Source organism: Pseudomonas sp. Z8(2022) (genome assembly GCF_025837155.1).
GTDB lineage: Bacteria > Pseudomonadota > Gammaproteobacteria > Pseudomonadales > Pseudomonadaceae > Aquipseudomonas.
The window spans coordinates 1,068,841-1,093,369 of the sequence record NZ_CP107549.1 but is presented as its reverse complement, the minus strand read 5'-3'; the positions used below and the strand labels follow the sequence as shown (position 1 = coordinate 1,093,369).

25 protein-coding genes are annotated in these 24,529 nt (G+C 62.7%); 5 read left to right on the top strand and 20 right to left on the bottom strand.

What is annotated here, in order from left to right; genetic code table 11:
* From guaB to OEG79_RS05190, 3 genes are all read right to left on the bottom strand, one after another.
* Positions 1-1,470 (bottom strand): IMP dehydrogenase, encoded by a 1,470-nt coding sequence (gene guaB / locus OEG79_RS05200; RefSeq protein ID WP_264147742.1) that lies wholly within the window; start codon positions 1,468-1,470, stop codon positions 1-3.
* Between the two features lie 92 nt (positions 1,471-1,562).
* A complete protein-coding gene (locus tag OEG79_RS05195; RefSeq protein ID WP_264147741.1) occupies positions 1,563-2,117 on the bottom strand; it encodes a sugar ABC transporter ATPase in 555 nt (184 codons plus the stop codon).
* Positions 2,118-2,174: 57 nt separating this feature from the next.
* Complete coding sequence (locus tag OEG79_RS05190; protein ID WP_264147740.1) at positions 2,175-2,642, bottom strand: multidrug/biocide efflux PACE transporter; 468 nt, start codon at positions 2,640-2,642, stop codon at positions 2,175-2,177.
* 89 nt (positions 2,643-2,731) lie between these two features.
* Here OEG79_RS05190 and OEG79_RS05185 point away from each other — a divergent pair, with 89 nt between their 5' ends.
* From OEG79_RS05185 to leuA, 5 genes are all read left to right on the top strand, one after another.
* Positions 2,732-3,649 carry a LysR family transcriptional regulator gene (locus OEG79_RS05185; protein WP_413247526.1) on the top strand — a complete coding sequence of 306 codons (918 nt, stop codon included), beginning with the start codon at positions 2,732-2,734 and terminating at the stop codon, positions 3,647-3,649.
* Positions 3,646-5,025: an exodeoxyribonuclease VII large subunit gene (xseA, locus tag OEG79_RS05180; protein ID WP_264147739.1), complete on the top strand. Its 1,380-nt coding sequence runs from the start codon at positions 3,646-3,648 to the stop codon at positions 5,023-5,025. Before OEG79_RS05185 ends, xseA begins: the two co-directional genes overlap by 4 nt.
* A 5-nt stretch (positions 5,026-5,030) precedes the next feature.
* Complete coding sequence (locus OEG79_RS05175) at positions 5,031-5,873, top strand: peptidoglycan DD-metalloendopeptidase family protein (protein WP_264147738.1); 843 nt, start codon at positions 5,031-5,033, stop codon at positions 5,871-5,873.
* 119 nt (positions 5,874-5,992) lie between these two features.
* Entirely contained in the window at positions 5,993-7,237 is a 1,245-nt protein-coding gene (locus tag OEG79_RS05170; RefSeq protein ID WP_264147737.1) for a mechanosensitive ion channel family protein, read from the top strand.
* Between the two features lie 344 nt (positions 7,238-7,581).
* Entirely contained in the window at positions 7,582-9,252 is a 1,671-nt protein-coding gene (gene leuA, locus OEG79_RS05165; RefSeq protein WP_264147736.1) for a 2-isopropylmalate synthase, read from the top strand.
* Between the two features lie 86 nt (positions 9,253-9,338).
* Here the strand turns inward: leuA and OEG79_RS05160 are convergent, their stop codons facing one another.
* The 17 genes from OEG79_RS05160 to iscA all read right to left on the bottom strand — a co-directional run bounded on the left by OEG79_RS05160 (position 9,339) and on the right by iscA (position 24,516).
* Positions 9,339-9,794: a hypothetical protein gene (locus tag OEG79_RS05160; RefSeq protein WP_264147735.1), complete on the bottom strand. Its 456-nt coding sequence runs from the start codon at positions 9,792-9,794 to the stop codon at positions 9,339-9,341.
* Between the two features lie 16 nt (positions 9,795-9,810).
* Entirely contained in the window at positions 9,811-10,593 is a 783-nt protein-coding gene (locus OEG79_RS05155; RefSeq protein WP_264147734.1) for an amidohydrolase, read from the bottom strand.
* Positions 10,594-10,620: 27 nt separating this feature from the next.
* Complete coding sequence (locus tag OEG79_RS05150) at positions 10,621-11,769, bottom strand: pyridoxal phosphate-dependent aminotransferase (RefSeq protein WP_264147733.1); 1,149 nt, start codon at positions 11,767-11,769, stop codon at positions 10,621-10,623.
* A 141-nt stretch (positions 11,770-11,910) separates the two neighbouring features.
* Positions 11,911-13,386 (bottom strand): ribosome biogenesis GTPase Der, encoded by a 1,476-nt coding sequence (gene der / locus OEG79_RS05145; protein ID WP_264147732.1) that lies wholly within the window; start codon positions 13,384-13,386, stop codon positions 11,911-11,913.
* A 96-nt stretch (positions 13,387-13,482) separates the two neighbouring features.
* Positions 13,483-14,634 (bottom strand): outer membrane protein assembly factor BamB, encoded by a 1,152-nt coding sequence (bamB, locus tag OEG79_RS05140; protein WP_264147731.1) that lies wholly within the window; start codon positions 14,632-14,634, stop codon positions 13,483-13,485.
* Positions 14,627-15,265 carry a tetratricopeptide repeat protein gene (locus tag OEG79_RS05135; RefSeq protein ID WP_264147730.1) on the bottom strand — a complete coding sequence of 213 codons (639 nt, stop codon included), beginning with the start codon at positions 15,263-15,265 and terminating at the stop codon, positions 14,627-14,629. Before OEG79_RS05135 ends, bamB begins: the two co-directional genes overlap by 8 nt.
* Positions 15,266-15,297: 32 nt before the next feature.
* Positions 15,298-16,584, bottom strand: a complete 1,287-nt coding sequence (hisS, locus tag OEG79_RS05130; protein ID WP_264147729.1) for a histidine--tRNA ligase — start codon at positions 16,582-16,584, stop codon at positions 15,298-15,300.
* Positions 16,585-16,607: 23 nt separating this feature from the next.
* Positions 16,608-17,720 (bottom strand): flavodoxin-dependent (E)-4-hydroxy-3-methylbut-2-enyl-diphosphate synthase, encoded by a 1,113-nt coding sequence (gene ispG / locus OEG79_RS05125; protein WP_264147728.1) that lies wholly within the window; start codon positions 17,718-17,720, stop codon positions 16,608-16,610.
* Positions 17,721-17,723: 3 nt separating this feature from the next.
* Positions 17,724-18,710 carry a helix-turn-helix domain-containing protein gene (locus OEG79_RS05120; protein WP_264147727.1) on the bottom strand — a complete coding sequence of 329 codons (987 nt, stop codon included), beginning with the start codon at positions 18,708-18,710 and terminating at the stop codon, positions 17,724-17,726.
* Positions 18,707-19,468 carry a type IV pilus biogenesis/stability protein PilW gene (gene pilW, locus OEG79_RS05115; protein WP_264147726.1) on the bottom strand — a complete coding sequence of 254 codons (762 nt, stop codon included), beginning with the start codon at positions 19,466-19,468 and terminating at the stop codon, positions 18,707-18,709. Before pilW ends, OEG79_RS05120 begins: the two co-directional genes overlap by 4 nt.
* Before the next feature lie 13 nt (positions 19,469-19,481).
* Complete coding sequence (rlmN, locus tag OEG79_RS05110; RefSeq protein WP_264147725.1) at positions 19,482-20,630, bottom strand: 23S rRNA (adenine(2503)-C(2))-methyltransferase RlmN; 1,149 nt, start codon at positions 20,628-20,630, stop codon at positions 19,482-19,484.
* A 26-nt stretch (positions 20,631-20,656) separates the two neighbouring features.
* Positions 20,657-21,088, bottom strand: coding sequence for a nucleoside-diphosphate kinase (gene ndk / locus OEG79_RS05105; RefSeq protein WP_074860801.1), 432 nt, complete (start codon positions 21,086-21,088; stop codon positions 20,657-20,659).
* A gap of 101 nt (positions 21,089-21,189) precedes the next feature.
* Positions 21,190-21,390, bottom strand: coding sequence for a Fe-S cluster assembly protein IscX (gene iscX / locus OEG79_RS05100; protein ID WP_024309256.1), 201 nt, complete (start codon positions 21,388-21,390; stop codon positions 21,190-21,192).
* 16 nt (positions 21,391-21,406) lie between these two features.
* Entirely contained in the window at positions 21,407-21,748 is a 342-nt protein-coding gene (gene fdx, locus OEG79_RS05095) for an ISC system 2Fe-2S type ferredoxin (RefSeq protein WP_264147724.1), read from the bottom strand.
* 3 nt (positions 21,749-21,751) lie between these two features.
* The gene (hscA, locus tag OEG79_RS05090) at positions 21,752-23,617 is read right to left on the bottom strand and encodes a Fe-S protein assembly chaperone HscA (RefSeq protein ID WP_264147723.1); all 1,866 of its coding nucleotides are present in this window, start codon (positions 23,615-23,617) and stop codon (positions 21,752-21,754) included.
* A gap of 45 nt (positions 23,618-23,662) precedes the next feature.
* Entirely contained in the window at positions 23,663-24,184 is a 522-nt protein-coding gene (gene hscB, locus OEG79_RS05085) for a co-chaperone HscB (RefSeq protein ID WP_264147722.1), read from the bottom strand.
* An 8-nt stretch (positions 24,185-24,192) separates the two neighbouring features.
* A complete protein-coding gene (iscA, locus tag OEG79_RS05080; protein ID WP_003246232.1) occupies positions 24,193-24,516 on the bottom strand; it encodes an iron-sulfur cluster assembly protein IscA in 324 nt (107 codons plus the stop codon).
* Between the last annotated feature and the right edge of the window lie 13 nt (positions 24,517-24,529).

Genomic DNA, 24,529 nt, shown 5'->3' with positions numbered 1-24,529 from the left:
TCAACCAACCCGGTAATTCGGCGCTTCCTTGGTGATCTGCACGTCATGGACATGCGACTCGGCCATGCCGGCACCGGTGATGCGGACGAACTGCGGCTTGGTACGCATCTCGTCGATGGTAGCGCAGCCGGTGTAACCCATGGAGGCGCGCAGGCCGCCCATCAGCTGGTGGACGATGGCGCTCATCGCGCCCTTGTACGGTACGCGGCCTTCGATGCCTTCCGGCACCAGCTTCTCGGCACCGGCCGAGGAGTCCTGGAAGTAGCGGTCGGAAGAACCCTGAGCCTGAGCCATGGCGCCCAGCGAGCCCATGCCGCGGTAGGCCTTGTAGGAACGGCCCTGGAACAGTTCGACTTCGCCCGGAGCCTCTTCGGTACCAGCCAGCATCGAACCGATCATCACGGCGGAGGCGCCAGCGACGATGGCCTTGGACAGGTCACCGGAGAAGCGGATGCCGCCGTCGGCGATCAGCGGTACGCCAGTACCTTCCAGGGCAGCAGCCACATTGGCCACGGCACTGATCTGCGGTACGCCGACGCCGGCAACGATGCGGGTGGTGCAGATCGAGCCCGGGCCGATACCGACCTTGACGCCATCAGCGCCAGCCTCGGCCAGAGCCTTGGCGGCCTCGCCGGTGGCGATGTTGCCGCCGATTACCTGAACTTCCGGAAAGTTCTGCTTGACCCAGCGCACGCGGTCGATCACGCCCTTGGAGTGACCGTGAGCGGTATCGACGATGATCACGTCAACACCGGCGGCGACCAGTGCGGCAACGCGGTCGCCGGTATCGGCACCGGTGCCGACGGCCGCGCCGACGCGCAGACGGCCATGCTCGTCCTTGCTGGCCAGCGGGTAGGCCTTGGCCTTCTCGATGTCGTTGACGGTCATCATGCCCTTGAGGCGGTACTGGTCATCGACGATCAGTACGCGCTCGATGCGGTGCTTGTGCAGCAGCTTGCGCACGGCGTCCTTGTCTTCGCCTTCCTTGACGGTGACCAGACGCTCCTTCGGCGTCATGACTTCACGCACCTTGGCGTCCATACGGCTTTCGAAGCGCACGTCGCGGGAGGTGACGATGCCCACCAGGTCACCATGGTGCAGCACCGGCACGCCGGAAATGTTGTGCTGGCGGGTGATGTCGAACAGGTCACCGACAGTGGCATCAGCCTCGATGGTGATCGGATCCTTCACCACGCCGGACTCGAAGCGCTTGACCTTGCGCACCTCGGCAGCCTGCTGCTCGATGGTCATGTTCTTGTGGATGATGCCAATGCCGCCTTCCTGAGCCATGGCGATGGCCAGACGCGCCTCGGTGACCGTGTCCATGGCAGCGGACAGCAGCGGAATGTTCAGTTCGATGCCGCGGGTCAGGCGGGTCTTCAGGCTGACATCCTTGGGCAATACCTCGGAATAACCGGGAATGAGCAGGACGTCGTCGAAAGTGAGTGCTTCTTGGCTGATGCGCAGCATGGGCGGGCTCCCGAGCGGGAAAATAAGAAGCGCGGCATTATACCCAGCGACCTCGCCGCACTCAATGCAAAGCTTTCGTCAAACGCGGCTTTTCAGGCCGGATCGTCGACCCGCACCTGCCTCAGGGCAAAGCCCAGGCGTTCGCCGAACTCCTCGACGAACGCCGGACGCAATCCGGCCTCCACCCACCCGTTGAAGATGAAGCCCAGGTTGGAAAATCCGCAGGGCTGCAGGAACAGGAAACCATTGATGTCATCTTCATGCCCGCATTCCGGGCAGGTGAAGTTGTCGGTTTCCCCGGGCCACCATTCCTCAAGGCTGTCGAACAGGGGTACGCCCACCTCCTTGCGGCACTCAGGGCAACCGGCCTCCTCCAGAAAGCCCCGCGTGGGCATATAGATGCAGCGGTGGGTGATGATTTCCAGACCGTTATGCACCTGGCCATAAGGCAGCAACTCGGGCCGCAGGGCGATGCGCCGCGCGCCCGGCCCGATGGCGTAAGCCATGCCGTTACCGCCCTGACCACAGGTGGTTGGCAGCGCTTCGACGATTTCCCGCTTGGCCAGCCAGCGCAGCATGGACCGCGCCTTTTCCTCATGGGCGGGCAGGCTGGATATCTGCGGGACGAGAATCAGTTGAGCAGTCATGGCGATCAGGCAGCAGCAATGAAAAGAGCCGGCAGCTTAGGCGCTGTCGCCAGCAAATCAAGCCTCGCGACACGCCTGATCGGCCACTGAGGCCTGCGAGCGCGCCACCCAGCGCGCCCGCAGGACGTCATAACCCCAATTGAATACCACCGTATAAGGCAGGAAGAACAGGATCAGGCCGATGTCCAGCCAGAACGCTGCCCACAGGCTGATCGACAGCCACCATGCAGCCAGTGGCACCAGCACCAGAACCAGGCCGATCTCGAACAGCAATGCGTGGTACAGACGGACCTTGAGCCCGCGATGAAAGCCCATGCGTCGCTGGGCCTGATCGAACAGGTAGTTGAACAGCATGTTCCAGAGCATGGCGACGGTGGCGAACATCAGCGTCAGCACACCCATCTGGCCCAACGGCTTGTCCATCAGCCAGGCCAGGGTCGGCGCACAGATACCGATCGCAATGCACTCGAAGGCCAGCGCATGGCCGGCCCGCTCCCACAGGGAACGCTGCAAGGACTGAGTCATCGAAGGAAACCTCGTGAAGGAATGCGATGGACGCTATGATCATCGGCTTTACGGCTGCCAACAAACCAGCTGCCATCGGAAAAACCGATATGAATCCCTCTACCGATTCTCTCCAGGCGTTCGCCCAGGCCGCCAGTTGCGGCTCACTCAGCGCTGCCGCGCGGCGCCTGGGCAAGAGCCAGTCGACCATCAGCGAAGCTGTGGCACGCCTGGAGCTCGACCTTGGTGTGGAACTGTTCGAACGTGGCCCACGCCGGCTGCAACTGACCGAAGCCGGCAGCAGCCTTCTGGCCCACGCCGAGCAGGTGCTGGCCGCCGGCGACCGCCTCGCCCGCCATGCCGCCAGTCTGGCTCGAGGCCAGGAAGCGAAGTTGACCCTGGCCCTGTCGGACGCCTATCAGCCCAAGCAATACCAAGCGCGCCTGATGGAACTGGACCAGCGCTTTCCCGATCTGGAGTTCGAGTGCCTGATCGCCGAGCACGCCGATGTGCTGGACCTGGTCAGTCAGGGCCGTGCGCACCTGGGTCTGCTGGCTGCGCAGCCGTCCTACCCGCCCGATATCGCTCACGCCAGCGTTGCCGGCAACGCCGAGTTCGGCCTGTTCGTGGCGCGACAGCATCCATTGGCGAAGCTGCAATCGCTCAGCACCGATGACCTGGCCAATTGGCGCGTGCTGCGCCTGACCAGCGTGGCCACCAGTGAAATGCCGTCCGACGATCTGCCCGGCAGCGGCGGCCGATGCTGGTCAGCGCCGGACTTTCTGTTGCTGCTGGAAATGGCCGCGCTCGGTTTCGGTTGGGCAGCACTACCGCGCGAGCTGGTCGCCAACCATGGCGGCGGGCAACTGCAGGAGTTGCAACTGCCCGGCTGGCCGCGCCAGCTGCGGGTCGATGCGGTCTGGTCGCGCCAGCGCCAGCTGCGTCCGGTCGCCGCCTGGCTGCTGGGGCGCCTGCTCGATGATGCGGTCGCACCTGCCGTCGAGTCCGCTTATCATTCGGCCCCATGATCAAAGACCCATTCCAGCGCCTGAACCTCGACCGCGAAGTGCTCAGCGTCAGCCAGCTCAACAACCGCGCGCGTCTGCTGCTGGAGGACGTGTTTTCCGGCATCTGGGTCGAGGGGGAGATCTCCAACCTCGCCCGCCCAGCCTCGGGCCACATCTATTTCACTCTGAAAGACAGCCAGGCCCAGGTACGCTGCGCGCTATTCCGGCAGAACGCCGCGCGCGTGCGCCAGGCGCTGCGCGATGGCCTGGCGGTGAAGGTACGCGGCAAGGTCTCGCTGTTCGAAGGCCGCGGCGACTACCAGTTGATTCTCGACGCGGTCGAACCGGCCGGTGACGGTGCCCTGCGCCTGGCCTTCGAGGCGTTGAAGGAGAAACTCGGCGCCGAGGGTCTGTTCTCTACCGAACGCAAGATCACCCTGCCCGCCCATCCGAAACGCATCGGCATCGTCACCTCCCCCACCGGCGCGGTGATCCGCGACATCATCAGCGTGTTCCGCCGCCGCGCGCCGCAGGTAGAGCTGAACCTGATCCCCACCGCCGTGCAGGGCCGCGAAGCCACTGTGCAGATCGTCCGTGCCCTGCAACACGCCGATGAGCAGGGTTTCGACGCGCTGATACTGGCCCGTGGCGGCGGCTCGCTGGAGGACCTGTGGTGCTTCAACGAGGAGGCCGTGGCCCGCGCCGTCGCCGCCTGCGTCACGCCCATCGTCAGCGCCGTGGGCCACGAGACGGACGTGTCCATCGCCGACTTCGTCGCCGATGTGCGCGCACCGACGCCCTCGGCCGCCGCCGAACTGCTGGCTCCGGACAGCAGCGAACTGGTGCAGCGCCTGCACAACCTGAAACGCCGCCTGGTCTTGCACATGCAAGGCCGCCTGGCCCGCGAACGCCTGCGCCTGGAAGGCACCAGCCGGCGTCTGCGCCACCCCGGCGAGCGCCTGCGCCAGCAGGCCCAGCGCCTGGACGACCTGGACATGCGCCTGCGCCGCGCCTTCAACCAGCAGCTCACCAATCAGCGCGAACGCCTGGCCCGCATCGACGCCCGCCTGGCCGCCCAACATCCGGGGCGGGGCCTGGCCCTGTTGCGTCAGCGCCTGGACGGCCTGGCCGCCCGCCTGCCGCGCGCCATGCAGGCTCAACTGCGAAGCCAGCGCCAGCAACTGGCTGCACTGGCCGCGCAACTGCAGATCGTCAGCCCTCTGGCCACCCTCGGCCGTGGCTACAGCATCCTCCTCGACGAGCGCGGCCAAGCCGTGCGCAGCGCCGCACAGACCCAGCCAGGCCAGCGCCTCAAGGCACGCCTGAGCGAAGGCGAACTGGACGTGCGTGTCGAAGACAACCACATGCAACCCGCGACGCTGTCGCTGCTGGATTGAGACCGATGTACAGCCTGACCCGCACGAAACTGCTCACCGGCCTGCTGGCCCTGCTTCTCGCCCTGCCCGCCCACGCCGAAGGTTTCATTACCCGCCTGCTGAACAAACCGGTACCGGGTGGCGTGGCGGTGGTCGATCTGGGCAACCCGGCGCAGGCACCGAAGGTGCGCTACCAGGGCAAGCCGGTGCTCACCGTGCATGAAGACGGCCAGCGCTGGATCGCCATCATCGGCATTCCACTCAGCGCCAAGCCCGGTACTCAGCAGGTGGAGGTCGAGGGCAACGGCCGCCTGACCTTCCAGGTCGGCGCCAAGCACTACGCCGAGCAGCGCATCACCATCAAGAATCAGCAGCAGGTCACGCCGAACGCCGCCAACCTGAAACGCATCGAGCGCGAACTGGCCGAACAGACCCGCGCCTACCAGCAGTTCAGTGCGCGCCAGCCGAGCAATCTGCTGTTCGACAAACCGGTGAGCGGGCCACTGTCGAGTCCCTTCGGCCTGCGTCGGTTCTTCAACGGTGAGGAACGCAACCCGCACTCGGGGCTGGATTTCGCGGCCAACCGCGGCACATCGATCAAGGCGCCGGCGGCCGGCAAGGTGATTCTGATCGGCGACTACTTCTTCAACGGCAAGACGGTGTTTCTCGATCACGGCCAGGGGCTGATCAGCATGTTCTGCCACCTCTCGGAGATCGACGTGAAACTCGGCGACGAGATTGCCCGAGGCGGCCATGTCGGCAAGGTCGGCGCCACCGGTCGTGCCACCGGCCCGCATCTGCACTGGAACGTCAGCCTCAACGATGCACGGGTCGACCCGGCCATCTTCATCGGCGCGTTCAAACCCTGAACGGATGCGCGCTGCAACAGTTGCCGTTTGGGTTGGGCGCGTATCTTTGCTAGCGTATCGGCGCCCAAATGGCCGGCCCTGTAGGGTCGGCCCTTCCCCTGCCTGTTCCGGAGTCGGAAATGCCAAATGAGCTCAACAACTGGATGGAATGGCTGAACACACAGCCACAACTGCTCACGCTTACCGCCACGCTCGCGCTGATAATCGCTGCCTGGCTGTCGAACTGGATCGTAAAGCGCATTCTGGTACGAGCCATCTACCGCGTCGTCGGCGCAACGGCTCTAGGGCGTCACGGCCAGATCAAGGAAAGCGGCATCATCAAGCGCCTGTCCAACATCGTGCCGGCGCTGGTGCTGTCCTCCGGCGTGGCCGTGGTACCGGGTATGCCTGAAGCTGTGGTGACAGTAACCCGGAACGTCTGCGGCGCCTTCATCGTACTGACCATCGCACTGGCCATCGGCGCCCTGCTGGACATCCTCAACACCCTCTATCAGCGCCGCCCCAGCGCTCACCTGAAGCCGATAAAGGGCTACCTGCAGGTGATCAAGATCGCCATCTTCGCCATTGCGGCAATCCTGATGGTGGCTGCGCTGATTGATCGTTCGCCGCTGATCCTGCTGTCCGGCCTGGGGGCCATGGCCGCGGTACTGATGCTGATCTTCCAGGACACCCTGCTGTCGCTGGTGGCCAGCGTGCAGATTTCCTCCAGCGACATCATCCGTGTCGGCGACTGGATCGAGATGCCCCAGCTCAACGCCGACGGCGACGTGATCGACATCGCCCTGCATACGGTCAAGGTGCAGAACTGGGACAAGACCATCACCACCATTCCGACCAAGCGCTTCATCAGCGACCCGTTCAAGAACTGGCGCGGCATGCAGGAGTCAGGCGGCCGCCGGATCAAGCGTGCGCTGTATCTGGATCAGACCAGCGTGCACTTCCTCAGCGACGAGGAAATCGCCCGCCTGCGCCGCTTCATGCTGCTCGACGAGTACCTCGACCGCAAGGATCAGGAGCTGCAGGACTGGAATGCCAGACTGGCCGAACATGGCAAGGAGCCGGTCAACACCCGGCGCATCACCAACATCGGCAGTTTCCGCGCCTACGTCGAGCACTACCTGCGCCACAATCCGAATATCCACCAGAACATGACGTTGCTGGTGCGCCAGCTCAGCCCGACCGCCGACGGCCTGCCACTGGAGATCTACTGTTTCACCAATACCGTGGCCTGGAATGACTACGAGGGCATTCAGTCGGACATCTTCGATCACCTGCTGGCCATCCTCCCCGAGTTCGGCCTGCGTGTGTTCCAGCACCCGAGCGGTGCGGACATGCGCGAACTGCGTCCCAGCCTGGTCGTATAATCCTGCGTGAGCTTGAGGCGAAGGCCGGCATACCGGCCTTCTGACCTTCAAAAACCCGCGCGCAATATTTATTCGATTAAAAAGCCAAAACCGCTATTAAACATCGCATAAATGCAGTGAACGATAGCTCCTACCAATTTTTACGCAATGCTTGCCAGCCTTTATCAAGATCAATAGGGTTAGCAGCATGAACATCGCACACACCCTCATCCTGCTCCGGCAACATCGCTGCCTACGCCTGGTCAGCCCGCGACTGCGGGGCTGAGTTCCTGAGGCCATCCGGCCATCGTCGACTGCCGATTCGTTCTTCCAGACCAGGGCGTCTGAACTCTAGGATTTTCACCATGACCATGCTCAAAGACCCATCGAAGAAGTACCGCCCCTTCACTCAGATTCAGATTCCGGATCGCACCTGGCCGGACAAGATCATCGACAAGGCACCGATCTGGCTGTCCACCGACCTGCGTGACGGCAACCAGTCGCTGATCGAGCCGATGGATGCCGAGAAGAAGATGCGCTTCTTCAAGTGCCTGGTCGCCGTAGGCCTGAAGGAAATCGAAGTGGGCTTCCCCTCCGCTTCGCAAACCGATTTCGACTTCGTCCGCGAATTGATCGAAGGCGGCCATATTCCGGATGACGTGACCATCCAGGTACTGACCCAGGCCCGTGACGACCTCATCGAGCGCACCTTCGAATCGCTCAAGGGCGCCAAGCGTGCCATCGTCCACTACTACAACGCCTGCGCGCCGAGCTTCCGCAAGATCGTCTTCAACCAGGACAAGGCCGGCGTCAAAGCCATTGCCGTCGCCGCCGGCAGGACCATCAAGCGCCTGGCCGAAGCCGCGCCGGAAACCCAGTGGGGCTTCGAGTACTCGCCCGAAGTGTTCAGCAGCACCGAGACCGACTTCGCCGTCGAGGTGTGCAACGCAGTGATCGACGTGTTCCAGCCGACCCCGGCGAACCCGCTGATCCTCAACCTGCCGGCTACCATCGAGTGCGCCACGCCGAACAACTATGCCGACCAGGTGGAATGGTTCGGTCGCCACGTGAACAAGCGCGACAGCGTGCTGATCAGCGTGCACACCCATAACGACCGCGGCACCGGCGTCGCCGCTTCGGAACTGGCCATCATGGCCGGCGCCGATCGCGTCGAAGGTTGCCTGTTCGGCAACGGCGAGCGCACCGGCAACGTCTGCCTGGTGACCTTGGCGTTGAACCTCTACACCCAGGGCGTCGACCCACAACTGGACTTCTCCGACATCGATGCCGTGCGCAAGGTAGTCGAAGACTGCAACCAGATTCCGGTTCACCCGCGCCACCCCTACGCTGGCGATCTGGTGCACACCGCGTTCTCCGGCTCGCACCAGGATGCCATCCGCAAGGGCTTCGCCCAGCAGAAGCCGGACGCGATCTGGGAAGTGCCGTACCTGCCGATCGACCCGGCCGACATCGGCCGCGACTACGAGGCGGTGATCCGCGTCAACAGCCAGTCCGGCAAGGGCGGCATCACCTTCCTGCTCGAGCAGGAATACGGCATCAGCCTGCCACGCCGCATGCAGATCGAGTTCAGCCAGGTGGTCCAGCGCGAAACCGACCGCCTCGGTCTGGAGATGACTGCCGCTCAAATTTACAAGCTGCTCGAAACCGAGTACCTGCAAGCAAACAGCCCGTACAGCCTGAAAGGCCATCGTCTGCAGGAAGAGAACGGTACCAGCGCAGTAGACGTGGAAGTCGTCAAAGGCGGTGAGAACCATCACTGGCGCGGTATCGGCAAGGGCCCGCTGGAAGCGCTGGCCGCCGCCCTGCCGGTTGCCATCGAGGTCATGGATTACAGCGAACATGCCATCGGCGCCGGTACCAATGCCAAGGCTGCAGCCTACATCGAGCTGCGCGTCAACGGCGGCCGCGCTCTGCACGGCATCGGCATCGACGAGAACCTGACCACGGCCAGCTTCCGTGCCCTGTTCAGTGCACTGAATCGCGCCCTGAGCCAGGCCGAGTCGCAAGCGGCCTGATCCAGCCAGCAGCACTGAATGCAGAACGCCGGGCAATGCCCGGCGTTTTTGTATGTAGACGTCCCCGGGATGAACCCCGGGAAACCTCAGATCTCGAATAGCATCAACACCGCGAACATCAGTACAACCAGCCCGATGGTGAACAGCAGGCCGATACCCGCCGCCCGCCAGTTGGAAAGGAACGCACCACCGGCCTCGAGATGCTGCTTGAGGTCGGCTTCCATCAGGTTCTTCGCCAGCATGATCATCGCCATCAGTTGTGCGATGGCGAAAGGCATGGCTGGCACCTCTTCCGGCAGGACGAAAGCCAGGACCAGCGTGGCCAGCAGGAGAGCGACGGAAATGCCCCAGACCATTGCCACGCGATGCGCCTGGCCGAGCAGTTGCAGGTTATGCGCCAGCAGCCAGGCACCGGCCAGCGGCGTACCGATGAAGGTCGCCAGGCCAACGCCGGCAACGCTGTAAAGCGGTAACTGAGTAGCGGCGGCCTGCTGCAGATCGGCCTGAGGAGGCTGGAAAGGATTGCTCTGTTGTACATCCATGTCGTGTCGCTCCTGATCAATTCATGGTGAAGGTATCGGCATCCAGGTGTGCCGGAAAACGCTCTCGGTAGGCAGTCAAAGCCTCACTCGACAGCCTGGCACGGAACACACCATCAGCGACGCCTGCAGCCATTAGCGTCTCGCCCTGGAAATCCAGTACCTGGGAGTCGCCAGTATAGCCGTGGCCCTTGCCGTCCTCGCCGACACGGTTCACAGCCGCGACATAGCACAGGTTCTCGATGGCACGGGCCGGTAGCAGACGATTCCAGTGGTGGCGTCTGGCGCCCGGCCAGTTGGCGGTATACAGCAGCAGATCGGTACCAGCCGCGTCGCGGCTCCATACCGGAAAACGCAGGTCGTAGCAGATCAGCGGGCGCACTCGCCAGCCCTTGAGCTCCAGCACCACCTGCTGATCCCCGGCACTGTAATGCTTGTGCTCGCCAGCCATGCGAAACAGATGACGCTTGTCGTACTGCGCCAATGAACCATCCGGGCGCGCCCACAGCAGGCGATTGCGATAACTGCCGTCGGCAGTTCGGATGATCAGGCTGCCGCAGATCACCGCGCCGACAGCCTGCGCCTGCTCAAGCAACCAGATACTGCTCGGGCCGTCCTCGGGCTCGGCCAGCTCGGCCGACTCCATGGAAAAACCTGTGCTGAACATCTCCGGCAGGATCACCAGATCGGCGCCACGTGCCCGCTCCAGCAGCGTCTGGAAATGCTCGCGGTTGGCGGCCGGATCGTGCCAGGCCAAGGTGGTCTGAATCAGCGCCAGTTCGAGATCGGGTCTGTTGCTCATTTCGATGCATCGGGAATCGGTAGGCGCTCAGACGGCGCAAAGCTTCTCGGCGGCCTGGCGCAGGGTTTCCTCGCGCTTGGCAAAGCAGAAGCGCACCAGACGCAGGTCCCTGGGCGCCGACTGGTAGAACACCGAAACCGGGATCGCCGCCACGCCGTGCTCGCGGGTCAGCCACTCGGCCATGGCCACGTCGTCCAGATCCGGGCGGATGGCCGAATAGTCGGCCAGTTGGAAATAGGTGCCCGGCGCAGGGATGAAGGTGAAGCGCGAGTCGGCCAGCAAACCGCAGAACAGATCGCGCTTGGCCTGATAGAAAGCCGGCAACTCCTCGACATGTTCCGGATGCGCGGCCATGAACTCGGCCAGACCGAACTGCAGCGGCGTCACCCCGCAGAAGTTGACGTACTGGTGGATCTTGCGCAGTTCGGCGGTCAACGCCGGCGGCGCCACCACATAGCCGGTCTTCCAGCCAGTAACGTGGTAGGTCTTGCCGAAAGAGCTGACCACGAAGGCGCGCTGGTACAGCTCTTCATGCACCAGCACACTGGCGTGGCGCTGGCCGTCGTAGATCAGGTGCTCGTAGACCTCATCGCTGATCACATGGATATCACGGCCACGGATCAGCTCGGCAAGGCGGTCCAGGTCGGCACGGGTCAGCAGCGCACCGCTGGGGTTATGCGGCGAGTTGAGGAAGATCAGCCGTGTACGTGGGGTAATGGCGTCAGCCAGGCGCTGCCAGTCCACGGCGAAATCCGGCAGGGCCAGTGGAACATGCACGCAGCGACCACCGGCCAGTTCTACCGACGGTTCGTAGCTGTCGTAGCAGGGATCGAGCACGATGGCCTCGTCGCCCGCCCGGATCAGCGCCTGCACGGCACAGAAGATCGCTTCGGTGGCCCCAGGGGTGATGGTGATCTCGCTGTCGGCGTCGCGCTGCACGCCGTAGACACGCGCAATCTTGGCCGCTACCTGCTGGCGCAGACTCGGCAGGCCGGTCATCGGCGAATACTGGTTGCGCCCTTCCATGACGTGACGTGCGACGGCCACGCGCAGCGCCTGCGGCCCGTCGAAATCAGGGAAACCCTGGGACAGATTGATCGCACCGGTATCCAGCGCAAGCTGGGACATCCGCGTGAAGATGGTGGTGCCGACGTTAGGCAGTTTGCTGACGAGCATCGCGACTTCCTGGAAGAACAAGGCAAGCCGCGAGGATAGCCGAAGGGCATCGCGGGCGGCACCCGCAGCGCTTATGAAAAAGAGTTGGAAGCTTATGCCGTGCACACCGAACGCCGTCCGGTGTGCATGCAACTGCAACCTTTACTTGCGCTTGTCCTTGCGCTTCTTCTCGGCCTTCTTGTGGTGGCTCATCAGGCGGCGCTTCTTGTTCACCTGACGGTCTGTGAGCTTGTTCTTGTTGCCCTCGTAAGGGTTCTCGCCGCCCTTGTACTCGATACGGATCGGCGTACCCACCAGCTTCAGCACACGGCGGAAGGTGTTTTCCAGGTAACGGGTGTAGGCACGCGGCACCGCGTCGACCTGGTTGCCGTGAATCACGATCAGCGGCGGGTTGGCACCACCCAGGTGGGCATAGCGCAGCTTGATCCGGCGACCGTTGACCAGAGGCGGCGCGTGGTCGCTGACGGCATCTTCGAGAATCTGCGTCAGGCGGCTGGTGGGCCAGCGGGTGATGGCCGACTTGAACGAGGCCTGCACCGACTTGTACAGATGCCCAACGCCGGTGCCATGCAGGGCGGAAATGAAGTGGATATCGGCAAAGTCGACGAAGAACAGCCGGCGCTCCAGTTCGGTCTTCACGTAGTCCTTCTGGCCCTGGTCCATGCCGTCCCACTTGTTCAGGGCGATGACCAGCGCACGGCCGCTTTCCAGCACGAAACCGAGCAGGTTGAGGTCGTGGTCGACCACCCCCTCGCGGGCATCCATGACGAACACCACGACGTTGGAGTCCTGGATGGCCTGCAGGGTCTTGACCACCGAGAACTTTTCCACCGCCTCGAAAATCTTGCCGCGACGGCGCACGCCGGCGGTGTCGATCAGGGTGTACTTCTCGTCATCGCGCTCGAACGGGATGTAGATACTGTCGCGCGTGGTACCGGCCTGGTCATAGACGATGACCCGCTCTTCACCGAGCATACGGTTGACCAGCGTGGACTTGCCGACGTTGGGACGACCGATGATGGCCAGCTTGATGCCGTCCTTCTCGCTCGGACCGGGAATGCGCTTGGCCTCCTGGCCTTCGAGCACCTCTTCCTCTTCGGCGCCCTCTTCCGGCTCGCCGGCATCCTTGGGAAAAGCACCCAGAACCACTTCGAGCATCTGGGTAATGCCACGACCGTGGGCGCCGGCAATCGCCAGCGGCTCGCCCATGCCCATTGGGCTGAACTCGGCGCGGGCCAGATCGACGTCGAGGTTGTCGACCTTGTTCACCACCAGGAAGCTCTGCTTGTTACGACGCCGCAGGTGCTCGCCGATCATCTGGTCGGAAGCGGTCATGCCGGCGCGCGCGTCCACCAGGAACAGCACGGCATCGGCCTCTTCAATGGCCTGCAGCGACTGCTCGGCCATCTTCGCGTCGATGCCTTCCTCGTCACCGGAAATACCACCGGTGTCGATCACGATATAGGTGCGCCCCTGCCACTTCGCCTCGCCATACTGGCGGTCGCGGGTCAGACCGGACAGGTCGCCGACGATGGCGTCGCGACTGCGGGTCAGGCGGTTGAAGAGTGTGGACTTGCCGACGTTCGGCCGGCCCACCAGGGCAATTACGGGAACCATCAGGCTCTCCACTCGGTTAATTCAGAAAATGCAAAGGCCGCTGCACGGGCAGCGGCCGGGATACTTCATGCTGCCGGTTGAGGCAGCATAGTCGGCTTACTTGATGGACAGTGCCACCAGCTTGCCGCTGTTGCCGTAGACATACAGCCAGTCACCCACCACCAGCGGCTGGGCACGCAGGCCTGCACTGTCGATGCGGGTGCGACCGACGAAGCGACCATCGACCTGGCTCAGCAGGTGCAGATAGCCCTCGAAGTCGCCCACGGCGACATAACTGGAGAACACTGCCGGACCAGAGAGCTGGCGACGAGCCATCGAATCATTGGTCCACAGCGCCGAAGCGCTGCGCTCGTCGATACCTTCGACGGTACCGCTGGCATGGCTGACGTAGACGTTGCCGAAACCCTGAGCGACCCCTACCGAACTGGACGCCTCACGCTGCCACAGCACGCGACCGGACTCCAGATCCATGGCCGCGACCCGGCCCTGGTAGCTGACCGCGTATACTGTGCCGCCGGACAGCAGCAGGCGACCGTCGATATCCACCACGCGCTCCAGCTCGGAACGGCCCTGCGGAATGGCAACGCGCTGCTCCCAGACCGGCAGGCCACGCTGAGCGTCGACTGCGATCACCTTGCCACTGGACAGACCGGCGACCACCAGACGGTTGGTCGCCAGCGGCGCCCCCGTGCCACGCAGAGTCAGAACGGCCGGAGTGTTCTCGACAATCCAGCGCTGGTTGCCGGTGCTGGCGTCGAAGGCGATCAGGCGATCATCCTGGGTCTGCACCACGACGATGTCGCCGTTAGTCGCAGGCGCCGCCAGCACTTCGCTGGTCACACGCGAACGCCACTGTTCTTCGCCGTCACTGGAATCCAGAGCGATCACTTCGCCCTTGAGCGTTCCCAGCAAAACCTGGCCATAGCCGGCACCGATGGCACCGGACACCGGAATATCGAGCTTCTTGCGCCAGATGACCTTGCCGCTGGTGCGGTCCATGGCCATTACCAGGCCCTCTACATCGGCAGCGTAGATAACCTCGCCGTCGATGGCCGGAACCAGCATGTTGAAGGTTTCGCCCTGGCCATCACCAACGGAGCGGCTCCACTCGGTGCGCAGCTCGACTTCAGTGTCGAACTTGGTCAGCTCGGCGGGTGGCAGTTCCTTCTTGCTGTTGCTGCTGCAACCCACGGCCAGAACGGCCAGAGCCAGCAGTGCTGCATTTTTCCAACGCATCACGTCACGCATCCCCTTTTGCCAGGTCGTCCAGCTTCATCTGCAGACCGCCAACGGCGGCATCTTCGGCCAGCGCATCCTTGGCCTTCTGATAGGCGGCGTGCGCGTCGTCATTGCGACCCAGCTGCACCAGCAGGTCGCCCTTGAGTTCCTCGCGACTGGCGAGGAAGGCGTCCTCGACCTTGGCGTCGAGCAGTTTCAGTGCATCGTCGGTCTTGTCCTGCGCCGCCAGCACGCGAGCCAGGCGCTGACGCGCCAGTTCGCCTAGCGTGGCATCGGCCGGCTTGTCGAGTACACGCTGCAACGCGGCAGCGGCATCATCGAAACGATCGGCTTCGACAGCGACCTTGGCAACGAACAGGTTGCCATACTGGGCGTAGTGGCTGCCGCCAAACTCGCTGTCGAGCTTGCCGGCCAATTCGGCGACTTTCGCAGCATCCGGCTTGCCAGCCGGATCCAGTGCCGTTTCCAGCAACTGCTGATAAAGCACCGAGGCGCCTTGCGCCTGATTGATCTGGTACTTCTGCCAGCCCTGCCAGCCGAATACAGCCACCAGCGCCAATACGCCACCGGCCAGCAAGGGCTTGCCGTTGCGATCCCACCATTCCTTGATTTGCGCGATCTGTTCGTCTTCGGTCTGCATGTCTAACCCCGTACTCCTAATCGAGAGCCTGCTCAGGCCTGCTGGCAGGCGGCCAGATGCTCAGCCAGAGCATCCCAGGCAACATTTTGTTGTTCACTGTCGTCGCGCAGCGGCTTGCAACCTACCACGCGGCCGGCCAATTCGTCGTCCCCCAGAATCAGTGCATAGCGTGCACCGCTCTTGTCGGCCTTCTTGAACTGGCTCTTGAAACTGCCACCACCGGAGTTGAGCAACAGGCGCAGCCCCGGCAGTTCGTCGCGCAGACGCTCCGCCAGCGTCAGTGCCGCCAGTTCGGCCGCCTCGCCAAAGGCGCAAACGTAGACATCCGCGGCGCGATTGAGGTCGGCCGGCAGCAGGCTCAGGGTTTCCAGCAGCAGCACCAGACGCTCGACGCCCATGGCGAAGCCGACACCCGGAGTAGCCTTGCCACCCAGTTGCGCCACCAGGCCGTCGTAACGACCACCGGCGCATACCGTGCCCTGGGCGCCGAGCTTGTCGGTGACCCACTCGAACACGGTGCGGTTGTAGTAATCCAGACCGCGCACCAGCTTGTGGTTGATCTGATAACCAATCCCGGCGGCGTCCAGACGCGCCTTGACACCCTCGAAGTGCTGACGCGACTCCTCATCGAGGTAGTCGCCCAGGGTCGGCGCACCGACCAGCAGCGCCTGAGTCGCCTCGTTCTTGCTGTCGAGGATGCGCAGAGGGTTAGTGGTCAGACGACGCTGGCTGTCTTCATCGAGCTGATCGAAACGCTCTTGGAGGTAGGCCACCAGTGCATCGCGATAGGCCGCACGCGCCTCACTGGAGCCCAGGCTGTTGAGCTGCAGGGTCACCGCATCGGCCAGGCCAAGTTTCTTCCACAGGCGCCAGGTGAGCACAATCAGCTCGGCATCGACGTCCGGCCCCGGCAGGTTGAAGGCTTCCACGCCGATCTGATGGAACTGGCGATAACGTCCTTTCTGCGGCTTCTCGTAGCGGAACATCGGGCCGGCATACCACAGTTTCTGCACCTGGCCACCACCGGTCAGACCATGCTCGAGCACGGCGCGCACGCAACCGGCAGTGCCTTCGGGGCGCAAGGTCAGGGATTCTTCGTTACGGTCGAGGAAGGTATACATTTCCTTGTCGACCACGTCGGTACCCTCGCCAATACCGCGAGCGAACAGCTCGGTGTACTCGACGATGGGCAGACGGATTTCCTTGTAGCCGTAGCCATCGAGCAGGCTGACCAGCGTATTTTCCAGGTAGCGCCAGGCAGGCGTCTGCTCCGGCAGGATATCGTTCATGCCACGAATGGCTTGCAGGGACTTGCTCACAGAGAATCCTTAAAACGCAGCAATCAGCTACGGACGATCACGGCTGCATCGGCGGCAGCCTTCTCGGCCGCCTTGTCGCGGATGAGCTTCTCCAGCTCGTCCACCAGGTTTTCGTTGGTCAGTTTCGAGGCGGGCTTGCCGTCGATATAGACCAGGTTGTTCGGGCTGCCGCCAGTGAGGCCGATATGCGCCTCCTTGGCTTCACCGGGACCGTTGACCACACAACCAATCACGGCCACGTCCAGCGGTACCAGCAGATCCTCGACACGCTGTTCCAGCTCGTTCATGGTCTTGACCACATCGAAGTTCTGCCGCGAGCAGCTCGGGCAGGCGATGAAGTTGATGCCCCGCGAGCGCAGACGCAATGACTTGAGGATGTCGAAGCCGACCTTGATCTCCTCCACCGGATCAGCGGCCAGGGAGATGCGGATGGTATCGCCAATCCCTTCAGCCAGCAGCATACCCAGGCCAACTGCCGACTTGACGGTGCCGGAGCGCAGGCCACCGGCTTCGGTGATGCCCAGGTGCAGCGGCTGCTCGATCTGTTTGGCCAGCAGGCGATACGCCTCCACCGCCATGAACACGTCGGAGGCCTTCACGCTGACCTTGAAGTCCGGAAAGTTCAGACGATCGAGATGCTCGACATGGCGCAGTGCAGACTCAACCAGAGCCTCGGGTGTCGGTTCGCCGTATTTCTTCTGCAGATCCTTTTCCAGAGAGCCGGCGTTGACGCCGATGCGGATCGGGATGCCCTTGTCGCGCGCGGCGTCGACCACTGCCCTGACACGGTCCTCGCGACCGATATTGCCCGGATTGATACGCAGGCAGTCGACACCCAGCTCAGCCACGCGCAGGGCGATCTGGTAGTCGAAGTGAATGTCGGCCACCAGCGGCACGCGCACCTGCTGCTTGATCAGGCCAAAGGCCTCGGCAGCATCCATGTCCGGCACGGAAACGCGCACGATATCGGCACCGGCATCTTCCAGGCGACGAATCTGCGCCACGGTAGCGGCAACATCGTTGGTGTCGGTATTGGTCATGCTCTGTACGGCAATCGGCGCATCGCCGCCCACCGGTACCGAGCCCACCCAGATCTTGCGCGACAGTCGACGCTTGATCGGCGATTCGCAATGCATGCTTTACAACCCCAGTTTCAGGCGCGCGGTCTCGCCAGTCATGTGCGGCGCAATGTCCACACTTTCGCCGTTGTAGGTCACCTGAGCGCCACGTGCAAATCCCAGACGCAACTCCATGGGCGCCTTGCCAGTCAGTTCGATGCGCTCTCCGCTACGCTTGAGCCCACTGAGCAGCACCTTGCCGTCGGCATCGGTCACCTGCGTCCAGCAGTCGGCGGTGAACTGCACATTGAGCGAGCCTTGTCCGGCCGGAACCGCTGCAACGGGTGCGGCGGGTTCAGCTGGGACAGTAGCGGCTGCGGCAGGCTGTTCCGCCGCGGGAGCATGCGGAATCTCCGATGCGGCTTCAGAAGTGTGTTCAGTGGCGGGCACGGTAGCAGGCTGTTCGGCTGTGTCGGTTTCTTCCGTCGCCTCGTCCGGCTCGATAGGCAGCAACAGCGGGCTGCTCTGCTCGTTGCCCTGCGCCGCAACCACGGCCTGATCTTCCGGCTCCGCAAGCGAATGCACCTGGGTAGTACCATCGGCGCCTTCCACTTCGACATGCTCAAGCCCAAGATCAGCCAGACTGGTCACCGGCCGGCCCTGATCCTGCCACCAGATGAAGCCGCCGCCGATCAATGCCAGCAACAACAGAAAACTGATCAGACGCAGGATGCTCTGCGAATAACGTACGGGCTCCTCGATACGCCCCAGAGCATGCACGCTGCTGCCGCTGGCGTCGGTACCGGTGAACTGGTCGAACTCCAGCACCAGACGGTTCTGGTCCATGTCGAGCAGCTTGGCATAGGCACGAATATAGCCACGGGCAAAGGTGGTTCCCGGCAGCTTGTCAAAAGCGCCGGCTTCGAGCTGGGTCAGGCGTTGCTGCGTCAGGTTGAGCTGGGCAGCCACCTCGGAAATGCTCCAGCCCTTGAGCTCACGGGCCTGGCGCAGGCTTTCGCCCGGATTTTTCGGCATTGGCTGAGTCGCTTCGCTATTTGCCGCGTTCATTTCTGCCCCGAAAGAAATTGCTGATATTCCTTGGAAGCCGGATACAGACGTCGTAACTGCAGCCCCAGACTGGCGGCCCGGTCACGGTCCTCGAAAACTTCGGCCAGACGCGCCCCAAGCAACAAGCTGCGGGCACTCTGCGGCGCTATTGCGCTGTAGCTGTCGTAGTAACTGCGGGACGGCACATACTCCTTGTCCTCGTAGGACAGCATGGCCATTTCCAGCAATGCCCGGGGCTGACGGCTGCTCAGACGCAGGGCGCGCTGAAAGTATTCCTTGGCCTGTTCTCGCTGGCCGAGTTGCAGCGCTGTCATGCCGAGGTTCTCGAAAACCCGGGAACGCTCGGGATAGAGATTGTCTTCGGTCGCCTTGAGGTAGGTACTCATGGCGTCCTGATAGCGCTTCTGCTCGAACAGGAAACCGCCATAGTTGTTCAGCAGACGAGCATCATTCGGGCGCTGGGACAAGGCCTTGCGGAAATGCTCGTCCGCCAGTTTCGGCTCCATTTCCAACTGGAACGCCATGGCCAGAGCGGCATGTGCATCGGCATTGGAGGGGTCAAGCTCGAGGGCATTCTTCAGGGGCACCTTGGCAAGCTGGGTATCGCCCTGCTGGATATAGGCTATGCCCAGCTGGACATAGGCGTCCCGTGCCTCGTCACGCCCTTTGGATGTACGCATAGGGTCGACATCGCCAGTGGTCACACAGCCACCGAGCAGACTGGCAACGAGCAACAACAGCGCAGGGCGCAAGGTCATAGACATCCTCTCTTCAATTTCGATTGGCGGCGGCGATAGGCTCTGGCGCCTCGCTGCCCAGCTGGCGCACGGCGATATAACGCTCGCTGCGCCGAGTACGATCCATGACCTGACCGACCAACTGGCCACAGGCAGCGTCGATATCGTCACCACGGGTGGTGCGTACCGTGACGTTGTGCCCGGCCTTGTGGAGCAGGTCCTGGAAGCGGCGAATGGCGTTATTGCTCGGCCGCTCGTACCCCGAGAAGGGGAATGGATTAAACGGAATCAGGTTGATCTTGCAAGGTACATCGGCCAGAAGTGCGATCATCTGCTCAGCATGCTCGGGCTGATCGTTCACGCCCTTGAGCAGGGTGTACTCGATGGTCAGCACACGCTTCTCGCCCAGTCTGGAAACGTAGCGCTTGCACGCGGCCAGGAGCATGTCCAGCGGGTACTTCTTGTTGATCGGCACCAACTGGTTGCGCAGCTCGTCGTTGGGTGCGTGCAGCGACAGCGCCAGAGACACGTCGATCACTTCACCCAGCTTGTCGATCATCGGTACCACGCCGGAGGTGGACAGGGTCACCTTGCGCTTGGAGATGCCGTAGCCGAGGTCGTCCATCATGATCTGCATGGCGGAAACGACGTTGTCGAAGTTCAGCAACGGCTCGCCCATGCCCATCATCACCACGTTGGTGATGGCACGATCGATCTTCGCCGGCACGGTACCGAAGGATTTGTTGGCGATCCACACCTGGCCGATGATCTCGGCACTGGTCAGGTCGCTGTTGAAGCCCTGCTTGCCGGTGGAGCAGAAGCTGCAGTCCAGGGCACAACCGGCCTGCGACGAGACGCACAGCGTACCGCGGCCATTCTGCGGGATGTACACGGTTTCCACGCAGCTACCCGACGCCACACGCACCACCCACTTGCGCGTGCCATCGGCGGAAATATTTTCGCTGACCACTTCAGGGCCGCGAATCTCGGCAGAGGCCTCGAGCTTCTCGCGCAAGGCCTTGCCGACATTGGTCATGGCGGCGAAATCATCGACGCCAAAATGGTGAATCCACTTCATTACCTGGCCGGCACGGAAGCGCTTCTCGCCGATGGACTCGAAGAACCGTTCCATTTCCGGCTGGGTCAGGCCCAGCAGGTTGATCTTGCCGGTGGTATTGGTCATGGCTTCACCCTCGCATCATTCGCCAATCAGCGAATGCGCGCGCACAGCTCGGTAGCGGAGAAGAAGTAAGCGATCTCGCGGGCAGCGGATGCTTCGGAATCCGAACCGTGAACGGCGTTTTCGTCGATGGAAACGGCGAAATCGGCACGGATGGTGCCCGGAGCAGCTTCTTTCGGGTTGGTGGCGCCCATCAGCTCACGGTTCTTGGCAACGGCGTTCTCGCCTTCCAGAACTTGAACGATGACCGGACCGGAGGTCATGAAGGCAACCAGGTCCTTGAAGAAACCGCGCTCGCTGTGCTCAGCATAGAAACCGGCAGCTTCGCGCTCGGACAGTTGCACCATCTTCGAAGCGACAACGCGCAGGCCGGCCTTTTCGAAACGGGTGGTGATCTCACCGATGACGTTCTTGGCAACGGCGTCAGGCTTGATGATGGAGAAAGTACGTTGAACAGCCATGTGAAGCTCCAGAAACTTTAGGGTTAAAGCGAAAAATTAAACCCGCGAATTATACGCGGGTTCCGGTCAAAAGCGTAGGGCGGGCGCCATAAGCGCCTGTTTCAGTCGAGTTCTTCGATCCAGGCCGCCTGTATCGCCTCCAGCACCTTCTCACCCCCACGCTGAGGGTCGTCGGAAAACTGCGGCAGCGCCACAACCCAGCGATGCAGATCGACGAAGTTCACGTAGCGCGGATCGACATCCGGCTTCTGCTCGCTCAGTTCAATGGCGATGTCCAGCACATCGGCCCACTTAAGACTCATGCTCATGCTTCCTGGATCAGTGCGGCGCTTCAGCCGCGTGATTAAGCGAATACTTGGGAATCTCGATGGTGAGGTCCTCCTCACCGACGATAGCCTGACAGGCCAGACGTGACTGAGCTTCAAGCCCCCAGGCCTTGTCCAGATAATCCTCTTCCAGCTCGTCAGCTTCGTTCAGCGAGTCGAAGCCCTCACGCACGATGCAGTGACAGGTGGTGCAGGCACACACCCCGCCGCAGGCGCTTTCCATCTCGATATGGTGCTGATGAGCCAGTTCGAGGATGGAAATGCCGGGCTCGGCCTCTACTACCAGGCCATCCGGGCAAAACCGCTCGTGAGGCAGAAAAATTACCTGCGGCATCAATTATTCCTCGATTTCGTTCAGATTGCGCCCGGCCAGCGCGGCCTTGACCGTCGAATCCAGGCGCCTGGCAGCGAATGCATCAGTGACCTGCGACAGACGCTTGGTCTGCCGCTCGATCGCCAGACCGTCGTTGCCGGCGAGCAGATCGCGAAGCTCCTGCACCTGCAACTCGATGACCTGACGCTCCTCGGCATCCAGCAGGCGATCGCCATCGGCCTCCAGGGCCCCCTCGACCGCCTCAATCAGACGCTGCGCATCGACCTGCTGCTCGCGCAGTACACGCGCAGCCTTGTCGTCCCCGGCGTTCTGGAAGGAGTCCTGCAGCATGCGAGCAATCTCGCCATCGGTCAGCCCGTAGGACGGCTTGACCTGAATGCTTGCCTCGACACCGGAACTCAGCTCGCGCGCCGCAACGCTGAGCAGACCATCGGCATCGACCTGAAAGGTCACACGAATCTTCGCTGCCCCCGCCACCATCGGCGGAATGCCGCGCAGCTCGAAACGTGCCAGCGAGCGGCAGTCGGCGATCAGTTCACGCTCGCCCTGCAGCACGTGAATCATCATGGCCGTCTGGCCATCCTTGTAGGTAGTGAACTCCTGCGCACGCGCCACCGGAATGGTGGTGTTGCGCGGGATCACCTTCTCCATCAGCCCGCCCATGGTTTCCAGGCCGAGCGACAGGGGAATCACGTCCAGCAGCAACAGCTCCTCGCCATCACCACGCTGATTGCCGGCCAGAGCATCGGCCTGGATCGCGGCGCCAATGGCCACCACCTGGTCAGGGTCGATATTGGTCAGCGGCGCACGGCCGAACAGTTCACCCACGGCCTCTCGTACACGCGGCACACGCGTGGAACCGCCGACCATGACCACTGCGCTGACGTCTTCGAGCTCGACGCCCGAATCTCGCACTGCGCGACGGCAGGCTTTGAGGCTGCGCGCCACCATGGGTTCGATCAGCGCCTCGAACTGCTCACGCGACAACACACCCTGCCAGTCGCCGTGACTCAGCTCGACGCTGTCGGCATTCGTCAGACCTTCCTTCGCCGCGCAGGCCGCCTGCAGCAGGCTGCGCTGGGTCGCCGGATCGAGATCACTGGACATGCCGGCTTGCTGGATGACCCAGTCGGCCACGGCATGATCGAAGTCATCGCCACCCAGCGCGCTGTCGCCACCGGTGGCCAGCACCTCGAAAACACCGCCGGTCAGACGCAGAATGGAAATATCGAAGGTGCCACCACCCAGATCGTAGATGGCGACCACGCCTTCAGCCTTCTGATCCAGGCCATAGGCAACAGCCGCAGCGGTCGGCTCGTTGAGCAGTCGCAGAACGGTAAGACCGGCTAGACGCGCGGCATCCTTGGTGGCCTGACGCTGAGCATCATCGAAATAGGCCGGCACGGTAATCACCGCCCCTACCAGCTCACCACCCAGAGTCTGCTCGGCGCGCAAGCGCAGAGCCTTGAGGATTTCCGCCGATACCTCGACCGGACTTTTCGCCCCCTGCACCGTCTCGATGAAGGGCATGTGCGACTCGCCCGCGACGAAGCGGTACGGCAGTTGCTCGCCGAGCTGATGCACATCGGCGATACCGCGCCCCATCAGACGCTTGACCGACAACACGGTATTGAACGGATCACTGGCAGCCGACCGCCTGGCCGACTCCCCGACCTCGACGCTGCCAGCGTGATAACGCACGGCGGAAGGCAGGATGACCTTGCCATCGGCGTCAGCCAGAGGCTCAGCCAGACCGCTGCGCACTGCAGCGACCAGAGAATTGGTGGTGCCCAGGTCGATACCCACTGCCAGCCGACGCTGGTGCGGTTGCGGACTCTGTCCTGGCTCGGCGATCTGCAATAAGGCCATGGTCTTCTTGAAATCATCAGGCAGGCTGCCGAGGCAACCTGCAGGTTAATCGTCGAGGCGCTCTTCTAACTGGCGCACTTCATGGGAGAGCTTGTCGAGAAACTGCATACGACGCATCAGACGCTCGGCCTCTTCACGGCGAGCGTCGTCGTCCCAGCATGCTGCGAAGCCCTCATTGAGCTGTTCCTGCGCAGCCTTCAGACGGCGCTTGAAGGCGGCGACACCAGCAAGGTCTGCATCGCCCTGCAGCTCCTCCAGCTCTTCGCGCAACTGCATCTGCTGCAGCAGAAAATCCGGATCCTGCACCGTCACTTCCAGCGGAAGCTCGGGACCGCGCATGGCCAGCAGATAGCGAGCGCGCTGCGAAGGCGTTTTCAGAACCTGATAAGCCTCGTTGAGGCAGGCCGAGCGCTCCAGCGCCAGGCGCTGCTCACGCTCACCGGCATCGGCGAATCGATCCGGATGAACCTGGCGGGCCAGCTCACGGTAACGTGCCGCCAGCTGTTCCAGGTCGATACGAAAGCTCGGCTGCAGGTCGAACAGGGCGAAATGGCAGGGATTACCCATTCAGGGCCTCAGACATTGAAGCTTTCGCCGCAACCGCATTCGCCGCGCACGTTGGGGTTGTTGAACTTGAAGCCCTCGTTGAGGCCTTCCTTGACGAAGTCCAGCTCGGTGCCGTCGAGGTAGACCAGGCTCTTGGGATCGATGATCACCTTGACACCATGGCTCTCGAACACCTGATCCTCCGCCGCCAGTTCGTCAACGAACTCGAGTACGTAGGCCAGGCCGGAACAACCGGTAGTACGCACACCGAGGCGAATGCCCTCGCCCTTGCCGCGCCCTTCGAGAGAGCGTTGCACATGGCGGGCAGCTGCTTCAGACATGGTGATGGCCATTGCAAACCTCGTA

Coding starts and splice junctions, on each gene's coding strand:
- iscX (WP_024309256.1), bottom strand. CDS start 21,390: ATGAGTCTTAAGTGGGCCGATGTGCTGGACATCGCCATTGAACTGAGC.
- OEG79_RS05155 (WP_264147734.1), bottom strand. CDS start 10,593: ATGAGCAACAGACCCGATCTCGAACTGGCGCTGATTCAGACCACCTTG.
- OEG79_RS05170 (WP_264147737.1), top strand. CDS start 5,993: ATGCCAAATGAGCTCAACAACTGGATGGAATGGCTGAACACACAGCCA.
- pilW (WP_264147726.1), bottom strand. CDS start 19,468: ATGACCTTGCGCCCTGCGCTGTTGTTGCTCGTTGCCAGTCTGCTCGGT.
- OEG79_RS05195 (WP_264147741.1), bottom strand. CDS start 2,117: ATGACTGCTCAACTGATTCTCGTCCCGCAGATATCCAGCCTGCCCGCC.
- ispG (WP_264147728.1), bottom strand. CDS start 17,720: ATGCATTGCGAATCGCCGATCAAGCGTCGACTGTCGCGCAAGATCTGG.
- OEG79_RS05160 (WP_264147735.1), bottom strand. CDS start 9,794: ATGGATGTACAACAGAGCAATCCTTTCCAGCCTCCTCAGGCCGATCTG.
- bamB (WP_264147731.1), bottom strand. CDS start 14,634: ATGCGTGACGTGATGCGTTGGAAAAATGCAGCACTGCTGGCTCTGGCC.
- OEG79_RS05135 (WP_264147730.1), bottom strand. CDS start 15,265: ATGCAGACCGAAGACGAACAGATCGCGCAAATCAAGGAATGGTGGGAT.
- guaB (WP_264147742.1), bottom strand. CDS start 1,470: ATGCTGCGCATCAGCCAAGAAGCACTCACTTTCGACGACGTCCTGCTC.
- hscA (WP_264147723.1), bottom strand. CDS start 23,617: ATGGCCTTATTGCAGATCGCCGAGCCAGGACAGAGTCCGCAACCGCAC.
- xseA (WP_264147739.1), top strand. CDS start 3,646: ATGATCAAAGACCCATTCCAGCGCCTGAACCTCGACCGCGAAGTGCTC.
- der (WP_264147732.1), bottom strand. CDS start 13,386: ATGGTTCCCGTAATTGCCCTGGTGGGCCGGCCGAACGTCGGCAAGTCC.
- ndk (WP_074860801.1), bottom strand. CDS start 21,088: ATGGCTGTTCAACGTACTTTCTCCATCATCAAGCCTGACGCCGTTGCC.
- OEG79_RS05190 (WP_264147740.1), bottom strand. CDS start 2,642: ATGACTCAGTCCTTGCAGCGTTCCCTGTGGGAGCGGGCCGGCCATGCG.
- iscA (WP_003246232.1), bottom strand. CDS start 24,516: ATGGCCATCACCATGTCTGAAGCAGCTGCCCGCCATGTGCAACGCTCT.
- fdx (WP_264147724.1), bottom strand. CDS start 21,748: ATGCCGCAGGTAATTTTTCTGCCTCACGAGCGGTTTTGCCCGGATGGC.
- OEG79_RS05175 (WP_264147738.1), top strand. CDS start 5,031: ATGTACAGCCTGACCCGCACGAAACTGCTCACCGGCCTGCTGGCCCTG.
- OEG79_RS05120 (WP_264147727.1), bottom strand. CDS start 18,710: ATGAACGCGGCAAATAGCGAAGCGACTCAGCCAATGCCGAAAAATCCG.
- OEG79_RS05150 (WP_264147733.1), bottom strand. CDS start 11,769: ATGCTCGTCAGCAAACTGCCTAACGTCGGCACCACCATCTTCACGCGG.
- leuA (WP_264147736.1), top strand. CDS start 7,582: ATGACCATGCTCAAAGACCCATCGAAGAAGTACCGCCCCTTCACTCAG.
- rlmN (WP_264147725.1), bottom strand. CDS start 20,630: ATGACCAATACCACCGGCAAGATCAACCTGCTGGGCCTGACCCAGCCG.
- OEG79_RS05185 (WP_413247526.1), top strand. CDS start 2,732: ATGAATCCCTCTACCGATTCTCTCCAGGCGTTCGCCCAGGCCGCCAGT.
- hscB (WP_264147722.1), bottom strand. CDS start 24,184: ATGGGTAATCCCTGCCATTTCGCCCTGTTCGACCTGCAGCCGAGCTTT.